Source organism: Pseudonocardia sp. ICBG162 (assembly GCF_020496225.1).
Lineage (GTDB): Bacteria > Actinomycetota > Actinomycetes > Mycobacteriales > Pseudonocardiaceae > Pseudonocardia > Pseudonocardia alni.
On sequence record NZ_JAHLJD010000032.1, the window covers coordinates 1 to 19,752 of the forward strand.

The 19,752-nt window shown below is 73.1% G+C and carries 14 protein-coding genes, 1 tRNA gene, 1 other RNA gene and 7 pseudogenes; 16 read left to right on the forward strand and 7 right to left on the reverse strand.

Going from position 1 to position 19,752, the window contains the following annotated elements; translation table 11 throughout:
* The first annotated feature begins 592 nt into the window (after nt 1-592).
* Entirely contained in the window at nt 593-1,069 is a 477-nt protein-coding gene (locus KPL60_RS33255; RefSeq protein WP_226364754.1) for a tyrosine-type recombinase/integrase, read from the forward strand.
* Nucleotides 1,070-1,140: 71 nt separating this feature from the next.
* On the opposite strand, the gene KPL60_RS33260 is transcribed toward KPL60_RS33255, so the two are convergent.
* A tRNA-Ser gene (locus KPL60_RS33260) sits at nt 1,141-1,228 on the reverse strand.
* 80 nt (nt 1,229-1,308) lie between these two features.
* On the opposite strand from KPL60_RS33260, the gene ffs reads away from it, so the two are divergent.
* Nucleotides 1,309-1,409: signal recognition particle sRNA small type (gene ffs, locus KPL60_RS33265), an RNA gene on the forward strand.
* 51 nt (nt 1,410-1,460) lie between these two features.
* The gene (locus KPL60_RS33270) at nt 1,461-4,046 is read left to right on the forward strand and encodes a DNA polymerase III subunit gamma and tau (RefSeq protein ID WP_308016624.1); all 2,586 of its coding nucleotides are present in this window, start codon (nt 1,461-1,463) and stop codon (nt 4,044-4,046) included.
* Nucleotides 4,047-4,082: 36 nt separating this feature from the next.
* Here KPL60_RS33270 and KPL60_RS33275 read toward each other — a convergent pair whose 3' ends face one another.
* On the reverse strand, nt 4,083-4,886 hold the full coding sequence (locus KPL60_RS33275) for an N-acetylmuramoyl-L-alanine amidase (protein ID WP_226364753.1): 804 nt from the start codon (nt 4,884-4,886) through the stop codon (nt 4,083-4,085).
* A gap of 127 nt (nt 4,887-5,013) precedes the next feature.
* On the opposite strand from KPL60_RS33275, the pseudogene KPL60_RS33280 reads away from it, so the two are divergent.
* The 3 genes and pseudogenes from KPL60_RS33280 (at nt 5,014) to KPL60_RS33290 (ending at nt 7,080) form a co-directional block, all read left to right on the forward strand.
* A pseudogene (locus KPL60_RS33280) lies at nt 5,014-5,327 on the forward strand (YbaB/EbfC family nucleoid-associated protein).
* Between the two features lies 1 nt (nt 5,328).
* On the forward strand, nt 5,329-5,946 hold the full coding sequence (gene recR / locus KPL60_RS33285; RefSeq protein WP_226364752.1) for a recombination mediator RecR: 618 nt from the start codon (nt 5,329-5,331) through the stop codon (nt 5,944-5,946).
* Between the two features lie 123 nt (nt 5,947-6,069).
* Nucleotides 6,070-7,080, forward strand: coding sequence for an IS481 family transposase (locus tag KPL60_RS33290; RefSeq protein WP_226364751.1), 1,011 nt, complete (start codon nt 6,070-6,072; stop codon nt 7,078-7,080).
* Between the two features lie 119 nt (nt 7,081-7,199).
* Here KPL60_RS33290 and KPL60_RS33295 read toward each other — a convergent pair whose 3' ends face one another.
* On the reverse strand, nt 7,200-7,403 hold the full coding sequence (locus tag KPL60_RS33295) for a hypothetical protein (RefSeq protein ID WP_226354749.1): 204 nt from the start codon (nt 7,401-7,403) through the stop codon (nt 7,200-7,202).
* A 246-nt stretch (nt 7,404-7,649) separates the two neighbouring features.
* Between KPL60_RS33295 and KPL60_RS33300 the strand changes: the two genes are divergently transcribed.
* The 6 genes and pseudogenes from KPL60_RS33300 to KPL60_RS33325 all read left to right on the forward strand — a co-directional run bounded on the left by KPL60_RS33300 (nt 7,650) and on the right by KPL60_RS33325 (nt 14,008).
* Nucleotides 7,650-8,570 (forward strand): helix-turn-helix transcriptional regulator, encoded by a 921-nt coding sequence (locus tag KPL60_RS33300; RefSeq protein WP_226354750.1) that lies wholly within the window; start codon nt 7,650-7,652, stop codon nt 8,568-8,570.
* A gap of 165 nt (nt 8,571-8,735) precedes the next feature.
* Nucleotides 8,736-10,336 (forward strand): annotated as a pseudogene (locus KPL60_RS33305) (ABC transporter substrate-binding protein).
* A gap of 76 nt (nt 10,337-10,412) precedes the next feature.
* The gene (locus tag KPL60_RS33310; RefSeq protein ID WP_062399555.1) at nt 10,413-11,417 is read left to right on the forward strand and encodes an ABC transporter permease; all 1,005 of its coding nucleotides are present in this window, start codon (nt 10,413-10,415) and stop codon (nt 11,415-11,417) included.
* Nucleotides 11,414-12,340 carry an ABC transporter permease gene (locus KPL60_RS33315; RefSeq protein WP_226354752.1) on the forward strand — a complete coding sequence of 309 codons (927 nt, stop codon included), beginning with the start codon at nt 11,414-11,416 and terminating at the stop codon, nt 12,338-12,340. The genes KPL60_RS33310 and KPL60_RS33315 overlap by 4 nt, the downstream gene beginning before the upstream one ends.
* Nucleotides 12,341-12,351: 11 nt before the next feature.
* A pseudogene (locus tag KPL60_RS33320) lies at nt 12,352-12,765 on the forward strand (ATP-binding cassette domain-containing protein); the annotation flags it as partial.
* An 838-nt stretch (nt 12,766-13,603) separates the two neighbouring features.
* Nucleotides 13,604-14,008, forward strand: a complete 405-nt coding sequence (locus tag KPL60_RS33325) for a LysR substrate-binding domain-containing protein (protein WP_308016896.1) — start codon at nt 13,604-13,606, stop codon at nt 14,006-14,008.
* A 61-nt stretch (nt 14,009-14,069) separates the two neighbouring features.
* Here the strand turns inward: KPL60_RS33325 and KPL60_RS35030 are convergent, their stop codons facing one another.
* From KPL60_RS35030 to KPL60_RS33345, 4 genes and pseudogenes are all read right to left on the reverse strand, one after another.
* Nucleotides 14,070-14,807, reverse strand: coding sequence for an SDR family NAD(P)-dependent oxidoreductase (locus KPL60_RS35030; RefSeq protein ID WP_226368295.1), 738 nt, complete (start codon nt 14,805-14,807; stop codon nt 14,070-14,072).
* Between the two features lie 27 nt (nt 14,808-14,834).
* Nucleotides 14,835-15,160 (reverse strand): annotated as a pseudogene (locus tag KPL60_RS33335) (C40 family peptidase).
* A gap of 637 nt (nt 15,161-15,797) precedes the next feature.
* Nucleotides 15,798-16,873: pseudogene (locus tag KPL60_RS33340) on the reverse strand (inositol-3-phosphate synthase).
* 1 nt (nt 16,874) lies between these two features.
* On the reverse strand, nt 16,875-17,519 hold the full coding sequence (locus tag KPL60_RS33345) for a PadR family transcriptional regulator (RefSeq protein WP_226354439.1): 645 nt from the start codon (nt 17,517-17,519) through the stop codon (nt 16,875-16,877).
* A gap of 192 nt (nt 17,520-17,711) precedes the next feature.
* Between KPL60_RS33345 and KPL60_RS33350 the strand changes: the two are divergent.
* The 4 genes and pseudogenes from KPL60_RS33350 to KPL60_RS33360 form a co-directional block, all read left to right on the forward strand.
* Nucleotides 17,712-18,111: pseudogene (locus KPL60_RS33350) on the forward strand (DUF5318 family protein).
* Nucleotides 18,112-18,728: 617 nt separating this feature from the next.
* A complete protein-coding gene (locus KPL60_RS35035) occupies nt 18,729-19,082 on the forward strand; it encodes a transglycosylase domain-containing protein (RefSeq protein WP_308016897.1) in 354 nt (117 codons plus the stop codon).
* Entirely contained in the window at nt 19,079-19,303 is a 225-nt protein-coding gene (locus tag KPL60_RS34220; protein ID WP_308016898.1) for a biosynthetic peptidoglycan transglycosylase, read from the forward strand. The genes KPL60_RS35035 and KPL60_RS34220 overlap by 4 nt, the downstream gene beginning before the upstream one ends.
* Nucleotides 19,304-19,344: 41 nt before the next feature.
* Nucleotides 19,345-19,752 (forward strand): annotated as a pseudogene (locus tag KPL60_RS33360) (hypothetical protein); the annotation flags it as partial.

Sequence of the window (19,752 nt, forward strand, 5' to 3'; positions counted from 1 at the left end):
AACACCTCGACGTTCCACAGCACGTCCGGATCGTCATCTTCGCGGAGAATGGTGAATCGATCAGACGAATCGGACTTCTCCATCCCAGCTGTCGCCAATTCGAACAGCCGATCACCCTTCCCCGCTTGGCACGCATCTTGATGATGTAGGCGGGCTGATCGCGGAATCCCATGACCGGAGCATGTCAGGCCGCATCGCGGGGAACCATCTGCACGATCACGGCCGAGCGGGGATCCCCACTCTGCCTGCCTCGCCCTGCCCGCTCGGTGATGGCGTCCAGAGCGGTCCGACGGTCATGGGTGTCGTCCGCCGCGTACTCCAGGCTGCGCTGGACGATCCGGGCGTATCGGCGAAGGAGTTCCAGCGCGTGACAGCAGCCGGTCTGCTGGTGACTCGCCAGCATGCCGACCGCGTGGTGCACCACGGTCGAGGCGCGGAGCGTCGACGTCGAGTCGTCGCCGAGGGTGGGTCGTGATCATCGGACAGCCCGTCGGTGAGCAGGCTTGCACAGCTCGCGTCCGACCGGGGTCCAGGATCATGAGATCGGTAGCAAGGTGTGGGGCGACCCTGTGGAGCCCGGGCCTGCTCGGCGGTGACGCGGTGCGCCGGCTACCGCCCGAAGCGGCTCGCGGACCGGCCGGAGACCGACGAGACGACGTCGCGCGCCGGACGCCGCGCCATCGGCCTCCCGGACGAACCGGTCGCGCTCCTGGAGTCCCACTGCGAGGAGCAGGACCGCGAGCGCGACACGGCCGCGCAGCTCTGGCAGGACTCCGGCTACGTATTCACCGACGAACGCGGCGAACCGCTCAACCCGAACACCGACCACCATCATGGGAAGGAGCTCCTGCGCGACGCCGGGGGCCGTGACGATCGCCTGCGCGACGCCCGCCACATGGCCGCGACGGTGCTGCTGATCCTCGGCGTCCCGGAGAGCGCGGTCATGGGCCTGATGGGCTGGTCGACGACCGCGATGGCCCCCCGCTACCAGCACATCACCGGGGTCGTGCGCAGCGACGTCGCCCAGCGTGTGGGCGGCCTGATCCGGGGCCGGCCGGATGCCGGGTGAGGCTGGAAATGAGACTGAACGCCGAACGCCGGGCCACCCGCGAGGGTGTGCCCGGCGTTCCGCCTTCCTGCTGGCGGAGGATACGGGATTTGAACCCGTGAGGGATTGCTCCCAACACGCTTTCCAAGCGTGCGCCCTAGGCCACTAGGCGAATCCTCCGCGAAAGAGGTTACGCGACGCCCTCGGCGATCCGACGCGGCCCCCTCGCCGCCCGACGGCGCCGTCCGTGGCACACTGTCCGTGGACCCCGTGCAGCGTCCATCCTGTGAACTCCCCCAGGGCCGGAAGGCAGCAAGGGTCAACAGGCTCTGGCGGTGGCGGGTGCGCGGGGTCCCCTTCTGTCTCCGAGCGGGTCCCCGAAGTGTCGGACCCCCTGGGTAGCCTTCCCCTCGTGGCTCTGGCTCTGTACCGCAAGTACCGCCCGGCCAAGCTGGCCGACGTCGTGGGGCAGGAGCACGTCACCGAGCCCCTGGCCACCGCCCTCACCGCGGGGCGGATCAACCACGCGTACCTGTTCTCGGGGCCGCGGGGCTGCGGCAAGACGTCCTCGGCCCGCATCCTGGCGCGCTCGCTGAACTGCGAGCAGGGGCCGACCCCGGACCCGTGCGGCGTCTGCAACTCGTGCATCGCGCTCGCCCCCGAGGGGTCGGGCAGCATCGACGTCGTCGAGCTCGACGCGGCGTCCCACGGTGGTGTCGAGGACGCGCGCGAGCTGCGTGACCGCGCGTTCTACGCGCCGGCCGAGTCGCGCTACCGCGTGTTCGTCGTCGACGAGGCGCACATGGTCACCACCCAGGGCTTCAACGCGCTGCTCAAGATCGTCGAGGAGCCCCCGGAGCACCTGGTCTTCGTCTTCGCGACGACGGAGCCGGAGAAGGTGCTCCCGACGATCCGGTCGCGGACCCACCACTACCCGTTCCGGCTGATCCCGCCCGGCACGATGCGCGCGCTGCTGGAGAAGATCTGCGGCGAGGAGCAGGTGACCGTCGCGCCGCCGGTGTTCCCGCTGGTCATCCGGGCCGGGGGCGGCTCGGCCCGCGACACGCTGTCGGTGCTGGACCAGCTGCTCGCCGGCGCCGGGCCGCAGGGTGTCACCTACGAGCGCGCGGTCGCGTTGCTCGGGGTGACCGACTCCGGCCTGATCGACGACACCGTCGACGCGCTCGCCGCGGCCGACGGCGCGGCCGTCTACGGCGCGGTGGACCGGCTCGTCGAGGCCGGGCACGACCCCCGCCGCTTCGCCTCGGACCTGCTGCAGCGCTTCCGCGACCTGATGCTCGTGCAGGCCGTGCCGGACGCCGCGGAGCAGGGCCTGGTCGACGGCGCCGCGGACGAGCTGTCCCGGATGGCCGACCAGGCCGCCCGGCTCGGACCGGCCACCCTCACCCGCTACGGCGAGATCCTGCACCAGGGCCTGATCGAGATGCGCGGGGCGACCGCCCCACGGCTGCTGCTGGAGCTGCTGGTCTCGCGGATGCTGCTCCCGGCGGCCACGACCTCCGACGGCGGGCTGCTCGAACGTCTGGAGCGCATCGAGCGGCGCAACGCGATCGCGCCCGACCCCGCCGGCCCGTCCGACGACGGCGGCGCCGCCAAGCGGTTCGTGCGGCCCAGCGAGCGCCCGGCCGGCTCGGAGCCGGCCGGCGGCGCACCGTCGCGTTCCGCGGAACGCGAGGCCGGGGCCCCGATGGCCGTGCCCGCCCCGGCACCGTCGCGGCCCGCCGAGCCCGCACCGGACGCCGCACCCCCGGCACCCGCAGCCCCGAAGCCCGCGGGGACCCGGCCGGAGGCGGGCGCGGCGCGTTCCGCGGAACGCGACGACGACGGCCGTGCCACGGCCACCGCAGCCGCCCCGCCCGCGGCTCCCGGCGCGGACCGGCACAGCGGCCCCCAGGACCGGGGCGGCGACGCCCAGGGCCGGGGCGGTGAGGCCTCCGGGCGTGGCCCCACGTCCGCGGAGGCCGGGAACCGGCCGACGGGCGCCCCGGCACCCCACGCCGACGGGGCGACCGGACCACGCGGACAGGGGAGCGCGACGACGGAGGCGGAGTCCGGCGCGGAGCGTTCCGCGGAACGCGCTCCGGCGACCGCGGGCCCCGGTGCGCCCTCCGAGGCGGCCGCCGGCCCGGCCCGGGCGCACGGCCCGGGAGCAGACGGCCCGGGTGCGGACGGTCCGGCCGCAGAGGGCCGGCCGGCGGACGGTCGCCGGGCGGACGGGCCGGGAGCGGGCGGGGCCGAGGAGCCCGCCGCGCAGGAGGCCGCACCCCGTCGCCCCGCCCCGCCCCGCGACGGCGCCCCCGCCGACGCCGTACCGCCGGAGTCGGCGCAGCCGGTGTCGTCGGCGTCGTCGCTGGACGCGACGGCGGTCCGCCGGGTCTGGCCGGAGATCCTCGCCGCCGTCCGCCAGCGCAGCCGCAGCACCGAGGCGCTGCTGGTCAACGCCACCGTCCGGGCGGTCGACGGCGACACCCTGGTCCTCGCGATCGGCGCCCCGCCGCTGGCCCGCCGGCTGTCCGAGGCGCGCAACACCGACGTGATCGCCGATGCGCTGCGCGCCGTCCTCGGGGTCCAGTGGCGGGTCCACTGCGACACCGGGGAGGCCGCGACCGCGCGTCGCGCCGCCACACCGGAACGCGCGCAGCGGGCGGTGCCGCAGCGCCCCTCCCAGCGCGACGCCCCGCAGCGCGAGCAGGGCGGGCGGCCCACCCGCCGTCCCGCGGGGGACTCCGACGTCCCGCTGCCGCCGGAGCCGCCGCCGGAGGACGCACCGCCGGACCCTCGTGATGCCGGACCGCAGGGGGGCGACGGTCCGGGTGCACGACCCGCCCCGGTACGGAACCAGGCCGCCGAGGAGGAGGACATGCTCGCCGAGGCCGCGGCCGAGGCGGCGTCACCGGGTGCCCGTCGCGACCCCGAGGCCGCCGCGCTGGAGATCCTCACCTCGCACCTGGGGGCACGCGCGATCGACCCGCGCTGACTCCCGGCCCGGGCGGGGTGGCCGGGTCGCGGGTGGTCAGCGGCGCAGCTGCGCCAGCACCGCCGTGGCCACCGCCGCCGCGATCCGGTCCCGCCCGGCTGGGTCGGTGAGCACGGCGGCGTCGCCGGCGTTGCGCATGTTGCCCGCCTCCACCAGCGCGGTCGGCACGGTCGAGGTGTTCAGGCCGGCCAGGTCCTCACGGCCGTCGAGCCCGTCGCGGCCGATGTAGCCGGCCGGGGCGAACCCGGCCGAGCGCAGCGCGTCCCGCAGCCCGGTGGCCAGGCGCAGTGACGCCGGTCCGGTCCCGTGCACCGCGGGCTCGGCGTAGGCGACGTGGAACCCGCGGGCCGAGGCCGCCGCGCCGTCCGCGTGCAGCGACACGGCCAGCGCCGCACCGGCCCGGCCGCCCGCCGCCCCGCGGGCGTCGACGCAGGGGCCGACGCCGTCGTCGTCGGGACGGGTGAGCACCACCCGCACACCGGCGGCCTCCAGCCGGGACCGCACCCGCCCGGCCAGGTCCCAGGTGAAGGTGTGCTCGGCGTAGCCGGCGTTCGTGGACGTGCCGGTCGTGTTGCACGGTTTGGTCCCGCCGCGCCCGTCGGGGACCGGCCGGTTCACCGCGGCCGGGTCCGCGGCGTTGCCGCCGTTGTGCCCGGGGTCGAGCAGCACGACGGGGGCGGGGACCGGCGCCGGGGTGGTGGGCAGCGAGCGGGTCGTCGCGGCCGGCACCGGGGTCGCGTCGACCGAGGGCGGGGCCGGTGCCGCTACGCCGCAGCCGGCGCACAGCAGCGCGACGACGGCCGGGGGGACGGCTGTGGCGGAACGGATCAGGGCGCGCACGGTCGGTCAGCCTGACACGTCTACCCTGGGAGAAGGACACGTCCGCGCCGGTCGCGCCGGGGAAGCCCCCGATCGCGCGAGCCGGACCCGACAGCGAGGGGTACGCGTGCAACCCGGTCAGCCCGACATGCAGATGATCCTGCAGCAGGCCCAGAAGATGCAGCAGCAGCTCCAGCAGGCCCAGGCCGAGCTCGCGACCGCCGAGGTCACCGGCCAGGCGGGAACGGGCTGGTCGAGGTCACCGTCACCGCGGGGCTGGAGCCGCGCTCGGTGCGGATCGACCCGAAGGTCGTGGACCCGGAGGACGTCGAGACCCTGCAGGACCTCGTCGCCGGCGCGCTCGCCGACGCAGTCCGCCGTGCGCAGGAGCTGCAGCAGGAGAAGATGGGTCCGCTCGCCGGCGGTCTCGACATGGGCGGCCTGGGCCTCCCGGGCGCCTGAGGTGTTCGAAGGACCGGTCCAGGACCTGATCGACGAGCTGGGACGCCTGCCCGGGGTCGGTCCGAAGAGCGCCCAGCGCATCGCGTTCCACCTGCTCGCCGCGGACCCGGCCGACATCAACCGGCTCCAGGAGGTCCTGCAGACGCTCAAGCAGGGCGTCGCGTTCTGCGACGTGTGCGGCAACGTCGCGTCGGACACCCGCTGCCGCTACTGCTCCGACGCGCGACGCGACCCGACGCTGGTGTGCGTGGTCGAGGAGCCCAAGGACGTCCTGGCCGTCGAGCGGACCCGGGAGTTCAAGGGGCGCTACCACGTGCTCGGCGGCGCGCTCGACCCGCTGGCCGGGATCGGCCCGGACACGCTGCGGATCCGCGAGCTGCTCGCCCGCCTCGGCGGCACCGGTCCGGCGACCGACGAGACCGAGATCTCCGAGGTCATCATCGCGACCGACCCCAACACCGAGGGCGAGGCGACCGCGACCTACCTGGTCCGGCTGCTGCGCGACTTCCCGGGCCTGAGCGTCACGCGGCTCGCGTCCGGCCTGCCGATGGGCGGCGACCTGGAGTTCGCCGACGAGATGACCCTCGGCCGCGCGCTCGCCGGCCGGCGGGCCCTCTAGGTGTGATGCCCAGGCACGTTGGTCGAGATCGTGTGACGACACGGTCTGATCTGTAGATGGGCGAAGGCCTCCCGGGTGTGGAGTGGAGCTGTCGAGGAACCGCTCCGCACCCAGGAGGCCTTCGTGTCCCACGCTACCCACTCCAATGCCGCGCTCACCTGTCGTGCCCGACTCCGACTCGCTCGCTTGGTCGTCGATCTAGGCTGGTCTGTGGCCCGCGCCGCCGAGCGCTACGACGTCTCGTGGCGGACTGCGAACAAGTGGGCCCAGCGCTACCGCGATGAAGGCCCGGCCGGGATGCACGACCGGTCCTCGGCCCCCCGTCACCAGCCGAACCGCACGCCGGCGCCGGTGGTCCGCAAGATCGTGCACCTGCGCTGGAAGCAGCGCCTGGGACCGGTCGAGATCGGCGACCGGCTCGACATGGCGTCCTCGACCGTGCACGCCGTGCTCGTGCGCTGTCGCATCAACCGGCTCACCCACATCGACCGGGCTACTGGCGAGCCGATCCGCCGCTACGAGCACGAGGCGCCCGGCGACTTGATCCACGTCGATGTCAAGAAGCTCGGCAAGGTCCCCGACGGAGGCGGATGGCGCTACGTCGGTCGTCGACAAGGCGAGAAGAACCGTGCGGTGACCTCGACACGAACCGGTCTGCCCAGGAGTCGGTACCACCAGCCTCTGCTGGGCACCTGCTACCTGCACACCGTCATCGACGATCACTCTCGAGTCGCCTATGTCGAAGCACACGAGGACGAGACCAAGCAGACCGCGGCCGCGGTCCTGCGTAACGCGGTCGCCTGGTTCGCCTGCCGCGGTGTCACGGTCAAACGCGTGCTCAGCGACAACGGCGGCTGCTACAAGTCTCATCTCTGGCGCGACACCTGTGCCGAGCTGGGCATCACCCCGAAAAAGACACGGCCCTACCGGCCGCAGACGAACGGGAAGATCGAGCGCTTCCACAGGACCCTGGCCGAGGGCTGGGCCTTCAAGAAGCTCTACAACTCCGAGTCAGCCCGACTCGCGGCTCTGCCAGCATGGGTCCACGACTACAACCACCACAGGCCCCACTCGGCAATCGGAAAGGCCACACCCATCACCAGGTTGAACAACCTGGCTGGGCATCACATCTAGGCCCCGGACACAGAACGGGCCGGTCCGCCCCGGGCGCGTCGCCCCGGTCGTGACCGGCCACCCGGCGCAGCAACCCCCCGCCGCTGCGCCGTCCTTCCTGGTGGGTCCCGACAGTGGTGTCAGTCGGAATCCTCGTCGCCCCACGCGTCCACGTGGTGCGGCCGGCCGTGGAGCTGGCGCTGCCTGCGCTCCCACTCCCGGCGTCGCTGCTCGGCGATCCTGCGCCACGCCTCGCTCTGGCGCCGGTCGGTCACCCCGATCACGATCGCCGAGACGACCAGCGTGGCCAGCCCCGCCAGGGCCACCGCCACCAGCGCGATCACGGCGACCACCGCCCGGTACGGGCGCTGTGGTGCGTGCCTGTGTGCGGCACCTGCGTCCTGCGGATCATGTCAATCTCCCTTCGTGTGTCGCGGTCGGTCCGTGGTCCCCGGTCGCCACGGTCGGTGTGTCTGCCGTCACGTCCGGGTGACTCCAGGATGCACGACGATGCGCCTCCGTGCAATTGCAGGCACAGGGAATTGCACAGAACTGTAGATTGCACGGCGGGGCCACGGAGGGGGCGCGAGGTGGAGCAGGAGCCGACCGGCGCGCGACGACGGCTGGGTGCCGAGCTGCGCAGGCTGCGCGTCAACGCCGGTCTGAAGCTGGAGGACGCCGCGGGCGGCGTGGGCTGCTCGACGTCGAAGATCAGCAGGCTGGAGAACGGCAAGGGGGTGCCGCGCCCGGCCGACGTCGCCGCGCTGGTCGAGGTCTACGGCGGGGTCGCCGGGGTCGAGGCGGAGATGCTCGAGCGGCTGGTCACCGAGAGCCGCACCCGCGGCTGGTGGGAGCCGTTCACCGAGGGCCTGCGCAGCGACCCGCACTTCCTGCCGTCGCCGGGGCGCTACGCCGCCGCCGAGTCCGACGCGACCGCCGTCGCCGCGTTCGACCTGACCGTGCTGCACGGGCTGCTCCAGACGCCCGCCTACGCGCACGCCGCGCTGCGTGCCCGGCTCCCGGGGCGCCCGGACTGGGAGATCGACCAGCTCGTGCGGCTGCGCGGACGTCGCCACGAGGCGCTCACCGCGACGCCGCCGCTGGTGCTCGACGCCGTCGTCGACGAGGCCGTACTCACCCGCGCGACCGGCGGCCCCGCGGTGATGGCCGAGCAGCTCGACCGGCTGCTCACGCTGTCGGGCCTGCCCGACGTGACGCTGCGCGTGCTCCCGTTCGGCGCCGGGCCGCAGCGGGCGCACGCCGGCCGCTTCGCGATCCTGACCGTCCCCGACGAGCTCGGCCCCGACGTCGTCCACACCGAGGGGCACGCGGGGGAGTCGTTCCTGGAGTCGCCCGCCGACCTGCGCACCTACCGCGAGGTCTTCGACGAGGTCCGGGCCGCCGCGCTCGACGAGGACGCCTCGCGGGCCGCGGTGTCGGCCCACCGGGACGCGCACCGGTCGGCCGTCGACGACGGCCCGGACGAACGGGACGTGCGTACCAGTTCGTAGCACTATCGTGACGCAAGGGTCTACCGGTTGGTAACGGACCGCTATAGGTTTCCCCGTCATCAGGTGTCCTCACGCACACATCGGGTGGACGCCTCTGCCGACGAGGGGACCGGAATGCGCAGACGGTGGATGACGGCGGTCATGGCGGGCGTGCTCGCAGTGGGCATGACCGCCTGCGCGAGCTCGGAGCGCGGAGCGGGTGGCGACGCCGCCGGGGGACGTTCGTGTTCGGCGCCGCGGGTGCGCCGAAGAACTTCGACCCGATCTTCAACGACGACGGCGAGAGCTTCCGCCCGGCCCGGCAGATGTTCGACACGCTGATCACCTACAAGCCCGGGACCACCGAGCTCGAGCCCGGCCTGGCCACCGAGTGGAAGTCCACCCCGGACGGCAAGACCTGGACGTTCACCCTCCGCGAGGGCGTCACGTTCCACGACGGCACGCCGCTCGACGCGACCGCGGTCTGCGCGAACTTCGACCGCTGGTTCAACATGAAGGGCGCCGCGGCGCAGAGCCAGATGATCTACTACGGCGACGTCTTCGAGGGCTTCGCCAAGAACGAGGGCGACGCCTCGGGTACCCCGCTCTACAAGTCCTGCACGGCGCAGAGCCCGAACACCGCCGTCCTGGCGCTGAACAAGTTCAAGGGCGCGTTCCCGGCCGCCTTCGGCCTCACGTCGTTCTCGATCTCCAGCCCGGCGGCGCTCAAGCAGTACGACGCCGACGCCGTCACCCAGAGCGGTGACTCCTTCACCTACCCCGCCTACGCGAACGAGCACCCGACGGGCACCGGGCCGTTCAAGTTCGAGAGCTTCGACAAGGCGAACAACACGATCACCCTGGTCCGCAACGACCAGTACTGGGGCGAGAAGGCCAAGCTCGACCGGCTCATCTTCAAGATCATCCCGGACGAGAACGCCCGCAAGCAGGAGCTGGCCGCCGGCACCATCGACGGCTACGACTACCCGTCCCCGGCGGACTACCAGACCCTGAAGGACCAGGGCGACCAGGTGCTGATCCGCCAGCCGTTCTCGCTGCTCTACATGGGCATCAACACCAAGAACAACCCGAAGCTCAAGGACCTGCGGGTCCGCCAGGCGCTCGCCTACGCGATCGACCGCGAGTCGCTGGTCCGCACCAAGATGCCGGAGGGCTCCGCCGTCGCGAAGGAGTTCGTGCCGCCGACCGTCGCGGGCTACGCCGACGACGTCACCCAGTACCCGTACGACCCGGAGAAGGCCAAGCAGCTGCTCGCCGAGGCCGGCGCGCAGAACCTGACGCTGAACTTCTACTACCCGACCGAGATCACCCGGCCCTACATGCCGAACCCGGCGGACCTGTTCTCGGCGATGTCGGCGAACCTGAAGGCCGTCGGCATCACGGTCAACCCGGTCGCGCGGCCGTGGAACGGCGGCTACAAGGACGACGTCCAGAAGGCCGGCAAGCACGACCTGCACATGCTCGGCTGGACCGGTGACTACAACGACGCCGGCAACTTCGTCGGCACGTTCTTCGGCCGGGAGAAGGCCGAGTTCGGGGCGCAGGACCCGGCGATGTTCGCCGAGCTGGCCAAGGCCGACGCCATCCCGGACCCGGCCGGTCACGCCGCCGCGTACCAGCAGGCGAACAAGGACATCATGGCCAAGTACCTGCCGGCCGTGCCGATCCTGACCACCGGCCCGGCGATCGTCGTCGGACCGAACGTGCAGGGCGTGATCCCGTCGCCGCTGACCGACGAGCGCTTCGTCTCCGTCAGCAAGAACTGACCGTGCCCCGGGCGCCGCGGAGATCCCGCGGCGCCCGGTCGCGTGTCCCGCCTCCCACCACTGAGGACATCCACGCATGCTGCGCTTCGTCGCGCGCCGCCTGCTCCAGGTCGTCCCGACGCTGCTCATCCTGTCCGTCCTGTTGTTCGCCTGGCTGCGGTCGCTGCCCGGCGGACCGGCCGGTGCGCTGCTCGGAGACAAGGCGACCCCGGAGTCGATCGCGGCACTGAACAAGACACTGGGCCTGGACCAGCCCATCCCGATCCAGTACCTGCACTACCTCGGCCGGGCGCTGACCGGCGACTTCGGCGCCTCCCTCGTCACCGGCGACCCGGTGATCACCGAGCTCGGCCGGGCGCTGCCGGGGACGATCGAGCTGTCCCTGTCGGCGCTGCTGCTCGCCGTCGCCCTCGGGATCCCGCTCGGCTACCTCGCCGCCCGCCACCGCGGCGGGATCTGGGACAACCTGACCATCGTCGGGACGCTGGTCGGCGTCGCCGTACCGGTGTTCTTCCTCGGCTACGTGCTCAAGCAGTTCCTGGCCGTCGACCTCGGCCTGTTCCCGCCGTCCGGGCTGCAGTCGACCGGCATCGACGCCACCTCGGTCACCGGCTTCCCCACCCTCGACGGCCTGCTGACCCGCGAGTTCGACGCCAGCTGGGACTCGCTGCTGCACCTCGTGCTGCCGGCCGTCACGCTGGCGACGATCCCGCTCGCCGTCATCGTGCGGATCACCCGGGCGTCGGTGCTCGACGTGCTGGAGTCCGACTTCGTCCGCACCGCCAACGCCAAGGGCCTCGCGCCGGGCACCGTCCGCGGCCGGCACGTCCTGCGCAACGCGCTGCTGCCGGTCTCCACGACGATCGGCCTGCAGACCGGCCTGCTCCTCGCCGGCGCGGTGCTGACCGAGAAGGTGTTCAACCGGCCCGGCATCGGCACCCTGATCGCCGAGGGCATCGAGCGCCGCGACTACCCGCGGCTGCAGGCCGTGGTGCTGCTCGGCGCGCTGATCTACGTGCTGGTCAACCTGCTCGTCGACCTGTCCTACGCCGTGATCGACCCGAGGGTGAGGCTGCGATGAGCGCACCGACCACCTGGGCGCAGCGGCGGAAGGACCGGATCGACGACACCGCCGGCCGCAGCCTGTCCGCGGACGCGCTGCGCCGGCTGCGCCGCAGCCCCACCGCGATCGTCGGGGCGGTGATCATCGGGCTGTTCGTGCTGGTCTCGGTGTTCGCGCCGCTGCTGGCCCCGCACGACCCGGCCCAGGCGTTCCCGCAGCTGCTCGACCAGCTGCGCCCCGGCTCGATCCCCGGGCCGCAGCCCGGCTTCCTGCTCGGCAGCGACCAGAACGGCCGCGACGAGTTCTCCCGGATGATCCTGGCGTCGCGCCAGACCCTGCTCGTCGGCGTGCTCGCGACCGTGTTCGGGCTCGCGGCTGGCCTGGTCATCGGTGTGCTCGCCGGCGCGTTCGGCGGCTGGATCGACACCGTCCTCATGCGCGTCACCGACGTGCTGCTGTCGATCCCGTCGCTGCTGCTCGCGATCTCGGTCGCGGCGCTGGCCGCCCGGCCCAGCCAGACGACGGTCATCATCGCCGTCGCGCTGGTGAACGTGCCGATCTTCGCGCGGCTGCTGCGCGGGTCGATGCTCGCCCAGCGCGACTCCGACCACGTCCTCGCGGCCACCGCGCTCGGCGTGAGGCGACGGGCGGTCGTGCTGCGGCACATGCTGCCCAACGCGATCGGCCCGGTGATCGTGCAGGCCACGCTGACCCTGGCGACGGCGATCCTCGACGCGGCCGCGCTGTCCTTCCTCGGCCTCGGCGACGCCGACCCGGCCCGCGCCGAGTGGGGCCTGATGCTCGCCTCCGCGCAGCCCTACCTCGACGTCCGGCCCGGGCTGGCGGTCTACCCGGCGATCGCGATCATCGTCGTCGCGCTCGGGTTCACGCTGCTCGGCGAGTCGCTGCGCGAGGCCATCGACCCGAAAGGCCGGCGATGACCACACCTCCGATGAACCCGTTGTTGCAGGTCCAGGACCTGTCCGTGCGCTTCGTGCGGCGGGGTGAGGCCGACGTCGTCGCCGTCGACGGGGTGTCGTTCGACGTCCGCCCCGGCGAGGTCGTCGGCCTGGTCGGCGAGTCCGGCTGCGGCAAGTCCGTGACCTCCCTGGCGATCATGGGGCTGCTGCCGGGCCGCACCCCCCGGGTGGGCGGCTCGGTGCTGTTCTCCTCCGGGGACGAGTCCGTCGACCTGCTCACCCTGTCCGACGCCGAGCTGCGCGAGCGGCGCGGCCGCGACATCGGGATGGTCTTCCAGGACCCGCTCTCGTCGCTGAACCCGGTCGTCCCGGTGGGTGTCCAGATCACCGAGGCGCTCACCCGGCACCGCGGGATGAGCAAGGACGAGCCCCGCACGGAGGCCGTCCCCTGAGCGCCACCGACCCCAGCAGGCGTCCGACGCGGATGTCGGCGGGCCCGGGGCGCGTCGCGCCGCCCCGCACCACGTGAGGATTCGCGCCACGAGGTGACGCCCCGACCAGGCATCCGGCCCGCGGCGAGCGTGCCCGGGGAGAGCTCGTGCCCGACGGGCAACGGATGCCGACGAAGGCCGACGCCCATCAACACCACGGTGACCGACGCGGCGAGCGCCGGGAGAGCACGGTCGAGCGGTTCTGGGACCAGCCTTGGCGCTCCGGATACTTCAGCACCAGCGATGATTCCTTTCTCCTGGATTGCAGTGCCGCTGTACTGTCGAATCGTGCTCGACACCACCGCCTGCGCGTGTTTCCGGTCCTCGTCGCCAGCGGCTCGGTCCCAGGCCGCGGCAGAACCTGGCTACGACGCCGTCGGGCGGTCAGCCGCACTGTAAAGTCACCACCTCGCGCGGGAGACCGGGCTGACCCTGTTCGAACGGGCCGGGCGCGGCCTGCGTGCCACCGCGGCCGGTCACGGCGGCCGAGCAGGCGATCTGGTCCTTTCCCGGATCGGGGAGCCGAGGCGGTCGTCCGCCGACCTGCGGGCCGGGCGGACCGCACCCTGTCGGTGGCCTTACTTCGCCTCGGTGGGCTCGGCGCTGGCCGCTGCCCGCGTTGTCGCCCGGCTGACCGTCGACTTCCCGGGCGTCCCGGCTGGACCTGCGGCTGCGGAGTGGCTGCCCGACGACCCGCCGACCGCGCCGACGTGCAGATCGGGAGCCCGTCGAACGGCCGGACTTTCGCGGCCTGGCCCGGCTTCTCGGTGACCCCGCTGCTCTCCACCCCTACGTGGCGGTCCTGCCCGTGGGGCACCCGCTCGCCGGCCGGGACGAGGTCGAGCTCGCCGAGCTGGCCTGCGAGCGCTGGGTGGACAACGACTTCGCCCGCGGCTGGTGCCGCCGCAACCTCGTCGAGGCGTGCACGGCGGCGGGGTTCCGGCCGCCGTTCCACGTCGAGGCGCACGACTACCCGACCGCGCTCGCCTTCGTCGCCGCCGGGATCGGCTCACCGTGCTGCCGCGCCTCGGGGCCGCCCACCTCCCCGCCGGGACGTGTGCGGTGCCGGTCGTGTCGGCCGACCCCGGTGCGGTCGATCCTGGCCGTCGTCCGCGACGCCGTCGCCGCCGCACCGCCGGTGGAGGCGGCCCTGGCGGAGCTGCACGCGCGCGGTGGCGGCGGGACCGGCCCCGTGTGATCCGGCGCGGGTCAGCCCTGGGCGGACCACGATGTCGGTGAGGTGGGCGTCGCGGGTCGCGTCAGCGCGTCCGGATCGCGGCCACCGACCGACTCCGGCGCAGGAACCGCGAGCCGTCGTACTCCCCGCCCTCGTGGGCGACGACCCGCTCCTGCATCGCGGTGTCCACCCGGCCCGGTGCCACGGAGGTGACCCGGATGCCGTGCCCGGACTCCTCGGCGCGCAGGGCGTCGCCGAACGCGCGCAGCGCGAACTTGCTCGCCGCGTAGGACCCCCAGCCCGCGCGGGCGGTGAGCCCGGAGCCGGAGTTGACGAGCACGACGTCGGCGCCGGTGTCGGCACCCGCCGCGCGCAGTGCGGGCACAGCAGCAGCGGGTCGCCTCGGCGACCGCGACGACGTTGACGTCGAACTGGTGGCGCCAGGTCTGCGCGCTGGTCTCCGCGACGGTGCCCAGCTCCCCGACCCCGGCGAGTGGACCAGCGCGTCGAGCCGTCGATGCCGTCGAGGGCCGTGGCCAGCGCGTCGTCGTCGGTGAGCTCCACCGCCACGGTGCGGACCGCGACCGGGCCCGCCTCGGTCAGCTCGCCGGCCAGGGTCTCCAGCCGCTTCTCGTCCGGCCGCCCAGGGACCAGGTCGTAGCGCGGTGCGAGCAGCCTGGCGGTGGCGGCGCCGATGCCCTGGGAGGCACCGGTGATCAGGGCGAGCGGGCGGCGGGGAGCGGTCACCCGGTGAACCTACGACGACCGGCCCCGTCCTGCGCGAGGACGGGGCGGTCGTACCGGGAGCGTGCGCGCTCAGAGCTGAGCTTCGTTCCGCAAGCTTCTCTCAGACCCGGCGGGCCGAGTTGAACGGCATCCGGTCGATGTCGGAGATCTTCACCGGCTGGCCGCTGGTGGAGGCGTGCACGATCTGGCCGCCGCCGATGTAGATGCCGACGTGGCTGACCGGGCTGTAGAAGAAGACCAGTCACCGGGCTTCAGGTTCGACTTCGACACCGGGGTGCCCACCTGGGCCTGGGCCCGGCTGGTGCGGGGCAGGTCCTTGCCGGCCTTCGCGAAGGCGTAGCGGACCAGGCCGGAGCAGTCGAACGCGCTCGGGCCGGTGGCGCCCCAGCGGTAGGGCTTGCCGAGCTGGGCCATCGCGGTCGACATCGCGCCGCTGCGCGCGGCGGCGGCCTGCGCGGCCGGGGCCGCGGCCTGCGCCGCGGAGGAGACCGACAGCGCGGCGGGTTCGCGCCGAGCGCCGGCAGGACGTTCGCGGCCGGCGCGACGTCACGGGTCACGGTCTCCGCGACGGGTGCCGCGGAGGCGGCGGCGTCCGTGGGGGCCGCGGTGGCGGCGGGGAGCACGGACAGAACTGCGGCCGCGGCGGCGGTGGTGGCCACGACGGCGACGCGGAGCGCCGGAGCGGAATGACGCTGGGGCACGGTGGGGTCCTCGGGATGTTGCACCACCGGAGGAGCGGTCGGGGCGGGACCCGTGGGCGCCGGTACGAAGGGGGAGTTCCGGTGGGGACCGGACGGCACTCACGACCCGCCCGCGTCGTCGCCCGGCGGTGACCCTGCACCCCTCACCCCGGATGGGCGGTGGTCGCACAAGCCGGACCGCACATTACGAACAGATATCGCTCGGATAATGACGCAGAGCACATTCATTGCATGACTGCGCTCACGACGAATAACGAGAACATTCCGGATCGGTAATGTCGTCTTCCGGAACGTCTCCGGTACGGCAACGGCCCGGGGATGACCTGCGCGGTCGTCCCCGGGCCGTTGTACCGAGAAACGGATCAGTTGTCGATCTCGCCCCGGATGAACGCCTCGACCTTGTCGCGCGCCTCGGAGTCGCGGTACTGCTCCGGCGGCGACTTCATGAAGTAGCTCGACGCCGACAGGATCGTCCGCCGATGCCGCGGTCCTTGGCGATCTTGGCCGCCCGCACCGCGTCGATGATGATGCCCGCGGAGTTCGGGAGTCCCAGACCTCGAGCTTGTACTCCAGGTTCAGCGGGACGTCACCGAACGCGCGGCCCTCGAGCCGGACGTAGGCCCACTTGCGGTCGTCCAGCCAGGACACGTAGTCCGACGGGCCGATGTGCACGTTGCCCTTGCCCATGTCCCGGTCCACCTGCGAGGTGACGGCCTGGGTCTTGGAGACCTTCTTGGACTCCAGCCGCTCGAGCTCCTTCATGTTCAGGAAGTCCATGTTCCCGCCCACGTTGAGCTGCATCGTGCGGTCCAGCTGCACGCCGCGGTCCTCGAACAGCTTCGCCAGCACCCGGTGGGTGATGGTCGCGCCGACCTGGGACTTGATGTCGTCGCCGACGATCGGGACGCCGGCGGCGCGGAACTTCTCCGCCCACTCCGGGTCCGAGGCGATGAAGACCGGCAGCGCGTTGACGAACGCGACGCCCGCGTCCAGCGCGGCCTGCGCGTAGAACCGGTCGGCGTCCTCGCTGCCCACCGGCAGGTAGGACACCAGCACGTCGGCCCCGGTGTCGCGCAGCACCTGCACGACGTCGACGGGCTCGCCGTCGGCCTCGGTGATGGTCTCCGGTAGAAGCGGCCGAGACCGTCGAGGGTCGGACCGCGCTGCACGGTCACCCCGAGCGGCGGCACGTCCGCGATCTTGACCGTGTTGTTCTCGCTGGCCGAGATCGCGTCGGCGAGATCCTGACCGACCTTCTTCGCGTCGACGTCGAACGCGGCCACGAAGGTCACGTCCCGGACGTGGTACCCGCCGAAGTCGACGTGCATCAGGCCGGGACCTGGGCCGACGGATCGGCGTCCGCGTAGTAGTGAACCCCCTGGACCAGCGACGCCGCGCAGTTGCCCACGCCGACGACCGCCACCCGAACCTGGCTCATGTCAGGCTCCTCCTGTTGTCTCGTCCTGTCGTACCCCGCCGGTCGCGGGCCGGGATGGCCCGCCGCCGGGGAAGGTCCTCTCGTCGCGGCCGTCCGCGGCGCCCTGCTCGGCCCGTTCGGTCGCGATCAGCTCGTTCAGCCAGCACACCTCGCGCTCGGAGCACTCCAGCCCGAGCCGGTGCAGCTCGCGGGTGTAGCGGTCGACCCCCTCGCAGGGCCTGCCGAGCGCGGTGCGCAGACCGTCCCGGCGTTCCTCGACGGCCCGTCTGCGGCCCTCCAGGATCCGGATCCTGGTCTCCGCCGGTGTCCGCGCGAAGAACGCCAGGTGCACGTCGAAGCTTCCGTCCTCCCACGCCTGGGGGCCGGCCTCGGCGAGCATGGCCGCGAACCGGTCCCGGCCCGCCGGGGTGATGCGGTAGACCCGCCTGCCCCGTCGCAGCCGTCCCGGAGCGCGTCCGTACTGATCACCCGCCTCGTCGGTGGTCTCGGCGATCGACCCGGCCCGGAGCAGCCGGCGCAGGGCCGGGTACAACGAGCCGTAGGAGAACGCGCGGAAGCCGCCGAGCCTGCGGCCGAGCTGCTTGCGCAGCTCGTACCCGTGCAGCGGACCGTCCTGGAGCAGGCCGAGGACCGCGAAGTCCAGCATCGCGACCTCCTCCGTGCGGACCGCCGACCGGTCATCCTATCGGTCCGATACATCGATCCGTCCCCTCCATGATCGTCATCACAGGCGGTCACGGACCGGACGAGTGCCCCGACCAGGCACGGAACGGTCGTGCCCGCAGGGGCCCGTGCGGGACGGCGATGGGTCCGCGGGTCCGTCCCGTACCCTGGTCGGGTGCTCAGCCCGCGACAGGTGGTGGACTACGCCCTGCAGCGCCGTGCTCTGCTGGCCGATGTCCGGGGCCGGCCGGGTCGGCCGTGAGGAGGTGTGCGATGCGGGTGCCTACCTGCTCCGCGCCGCGCGCTTCCACGGCACGGCCGCCGGTCGGCCTGTCCGGTCGGTCTGCCGGCACGACGAGCTCGCCCAGGTCTCGTGGGTGTTCGGCGAGAGCCTGCGCCACGTCTCCGGCTCGGCCCGCTCCGCGGCGGACCTCGAGCAGCTCGCGGCGCAGGTCGCCGACTTCTCCGTGCACGTCGTCGAGGTGTGCACCGAGTGCCGCTGGAACCACCTGGTCCGCTCGTTCGTCCTCGGCACCGGCCGCCCCCGCCGCGGCCGGCGGAGTGCGGGTGGCTGAGTCCGATGGCGCCCTGCCCGACGAGCACGACCACCCGGACCGCGCGCACCGCGCGGTCCGCTGCCGGATCCCCTCCGCCCCGGGCACCCCCGGCCCGGGCCACTGCGGATCCGGTCCACCGCATCCCACGGAGCCGCCCGGTGAACGACGAGCGTGACCCCCGGCGCACCCCGCCGCCGCCCCCGCCCCCCGGTCCTCCGCGGTCCCGTCCCCCGATGCCCCCGCCGGCACCCCGACCGGGCGTGGGCCCCCGTCCCCCGATGCCCCCGCCCCCCGGTCGTCCACCGGTGGGCGGCCGTCCCGCACCCGCGGGCCGCCGCCGCGCCCGGTCCCCAGTCCCCTCCGCCGCTGCTGACCCACGACGACTCCGGGGTCGGCCACTTCGACCCCGTCGTCCGGCCCGCCCAGGCCGGTCCGCGCACGGCCGCCCCGCAGCGCACCGGCCGTCCGCCGGCCCGCGGTGCCGCGGCGGCCGCGGCGGCACCGGCCACGGCCGCCCGTCGTGGCGGCGGTGGCGGCCGCCCGCCCGCCCGCCCGGTCGTCCCGACGGTCGCGGTCCCGGGGACGGCGGTGACGGGCGGAAGAAGCCCGGCCGTCGTCGCCGGCTCCGGCGCTGGGTGATCGGGCTCGCCGCGTTCGCGGTGATCGGCCCGCTGGTCGCGTTCGCGATCGGCTGGCTGGTGTTCCCGGTCCCCAAGGCCGACGACATCGCCGTCACCCAGGTCGCGACCTTCACCTACACCGACGGCGCCCCGCTGGCGACCGTCCGGCCGGACAACGTCAACCGGACCAGCGTCGACCTGTCCCAGGTGCCGGTGCCGGTCCAGCAGGCCGTGCTGTCCGCCGAGGACCGCACGTTCTTCTCCAACCCCGGCTTCGACATCACCGGCATCGCGCGGGCGGTGATCAACCAGCTGTCCGCGGCGGGATCGGCGGCGGCTCGACGATCACCCAGCAGTACATCAAGGTGACCACCGGCAACGACCAGTACTCGCTGTTCCGCAAGTTCCGCGAGGTCGTGCTGGCCGCGAAGATGTCCAAGGAGATGACCAAGGAGCAGATCCTCGGCAACTACCTGAACGCGATCTACCTGGGTCGCGGCGCCTACGGCATCCAGGCCGCCAGCCAGGCGTACTTCGGGAAGAACGTCCAGGACCTGAACGCCTCCGAGGGCGCGATGATCGCCGGCTGATCCAGTCGCCGTCGCGCTGGGACCCGGCGAAGAACCTCGAGATGTCCCAGCAGCGGTGGAACTTCGTGCTCGACGGCATGGTCTCCCAGGGCTGGATGACCCAGGCCGACCGGGCGCAGCAGAAGTTCCCGCAGTGGCGCGAGGCCTCCGCGGCCGAGGGCGGCGGCATCCCCGGCGACGACAAGGGCCACATCTACAACGCGGCCGGGCCGAGCTGGAGGAAGCTCGGGATCTCCGAGACCGAGATCAACACCCAGGGTCTGACGGTCACCACGACGATCGACCCGAAGGCCCAGGAGGACGCGGCGACGGCCGTCCAGAAGGTCATGGACGGCCAGCCCGGCAACCTGCGGTCCTCGCTGGTGTCGGTGAACCCGAAGACGCGCGATCATTGCCTACTTCGGCGGGGAGAACGGCGTCGGCCTCGACTACGCCTCGGTGCTCAAGCA

Excerpts from the sequence above, each read along its gene's own strand:
- KPL60_RS33345 (WP_226354439.1), bottom strand. The coding sequence starts at position 17,519 with ATGCTGGACTTCGCGGTCCTCGGCCTGCTCCAGGACGGTCCGCTGCAC.
- KPL60_RS33310 (WP_062399555.1), top strand. The coding sequence starts at position 10,413 with ATGCTGCGCTTCGTCGCGCGCCGCCTGCTCCAGGTCGTCCCGACGCTG.
- KPL60_RS33315 (WP_226354752.1), top strand. The coding sequence starts at position 11,414 with ATGAGCGCACCGACCACCTGGGCGCAGCGGCGGAAGGACCGGATCGAC.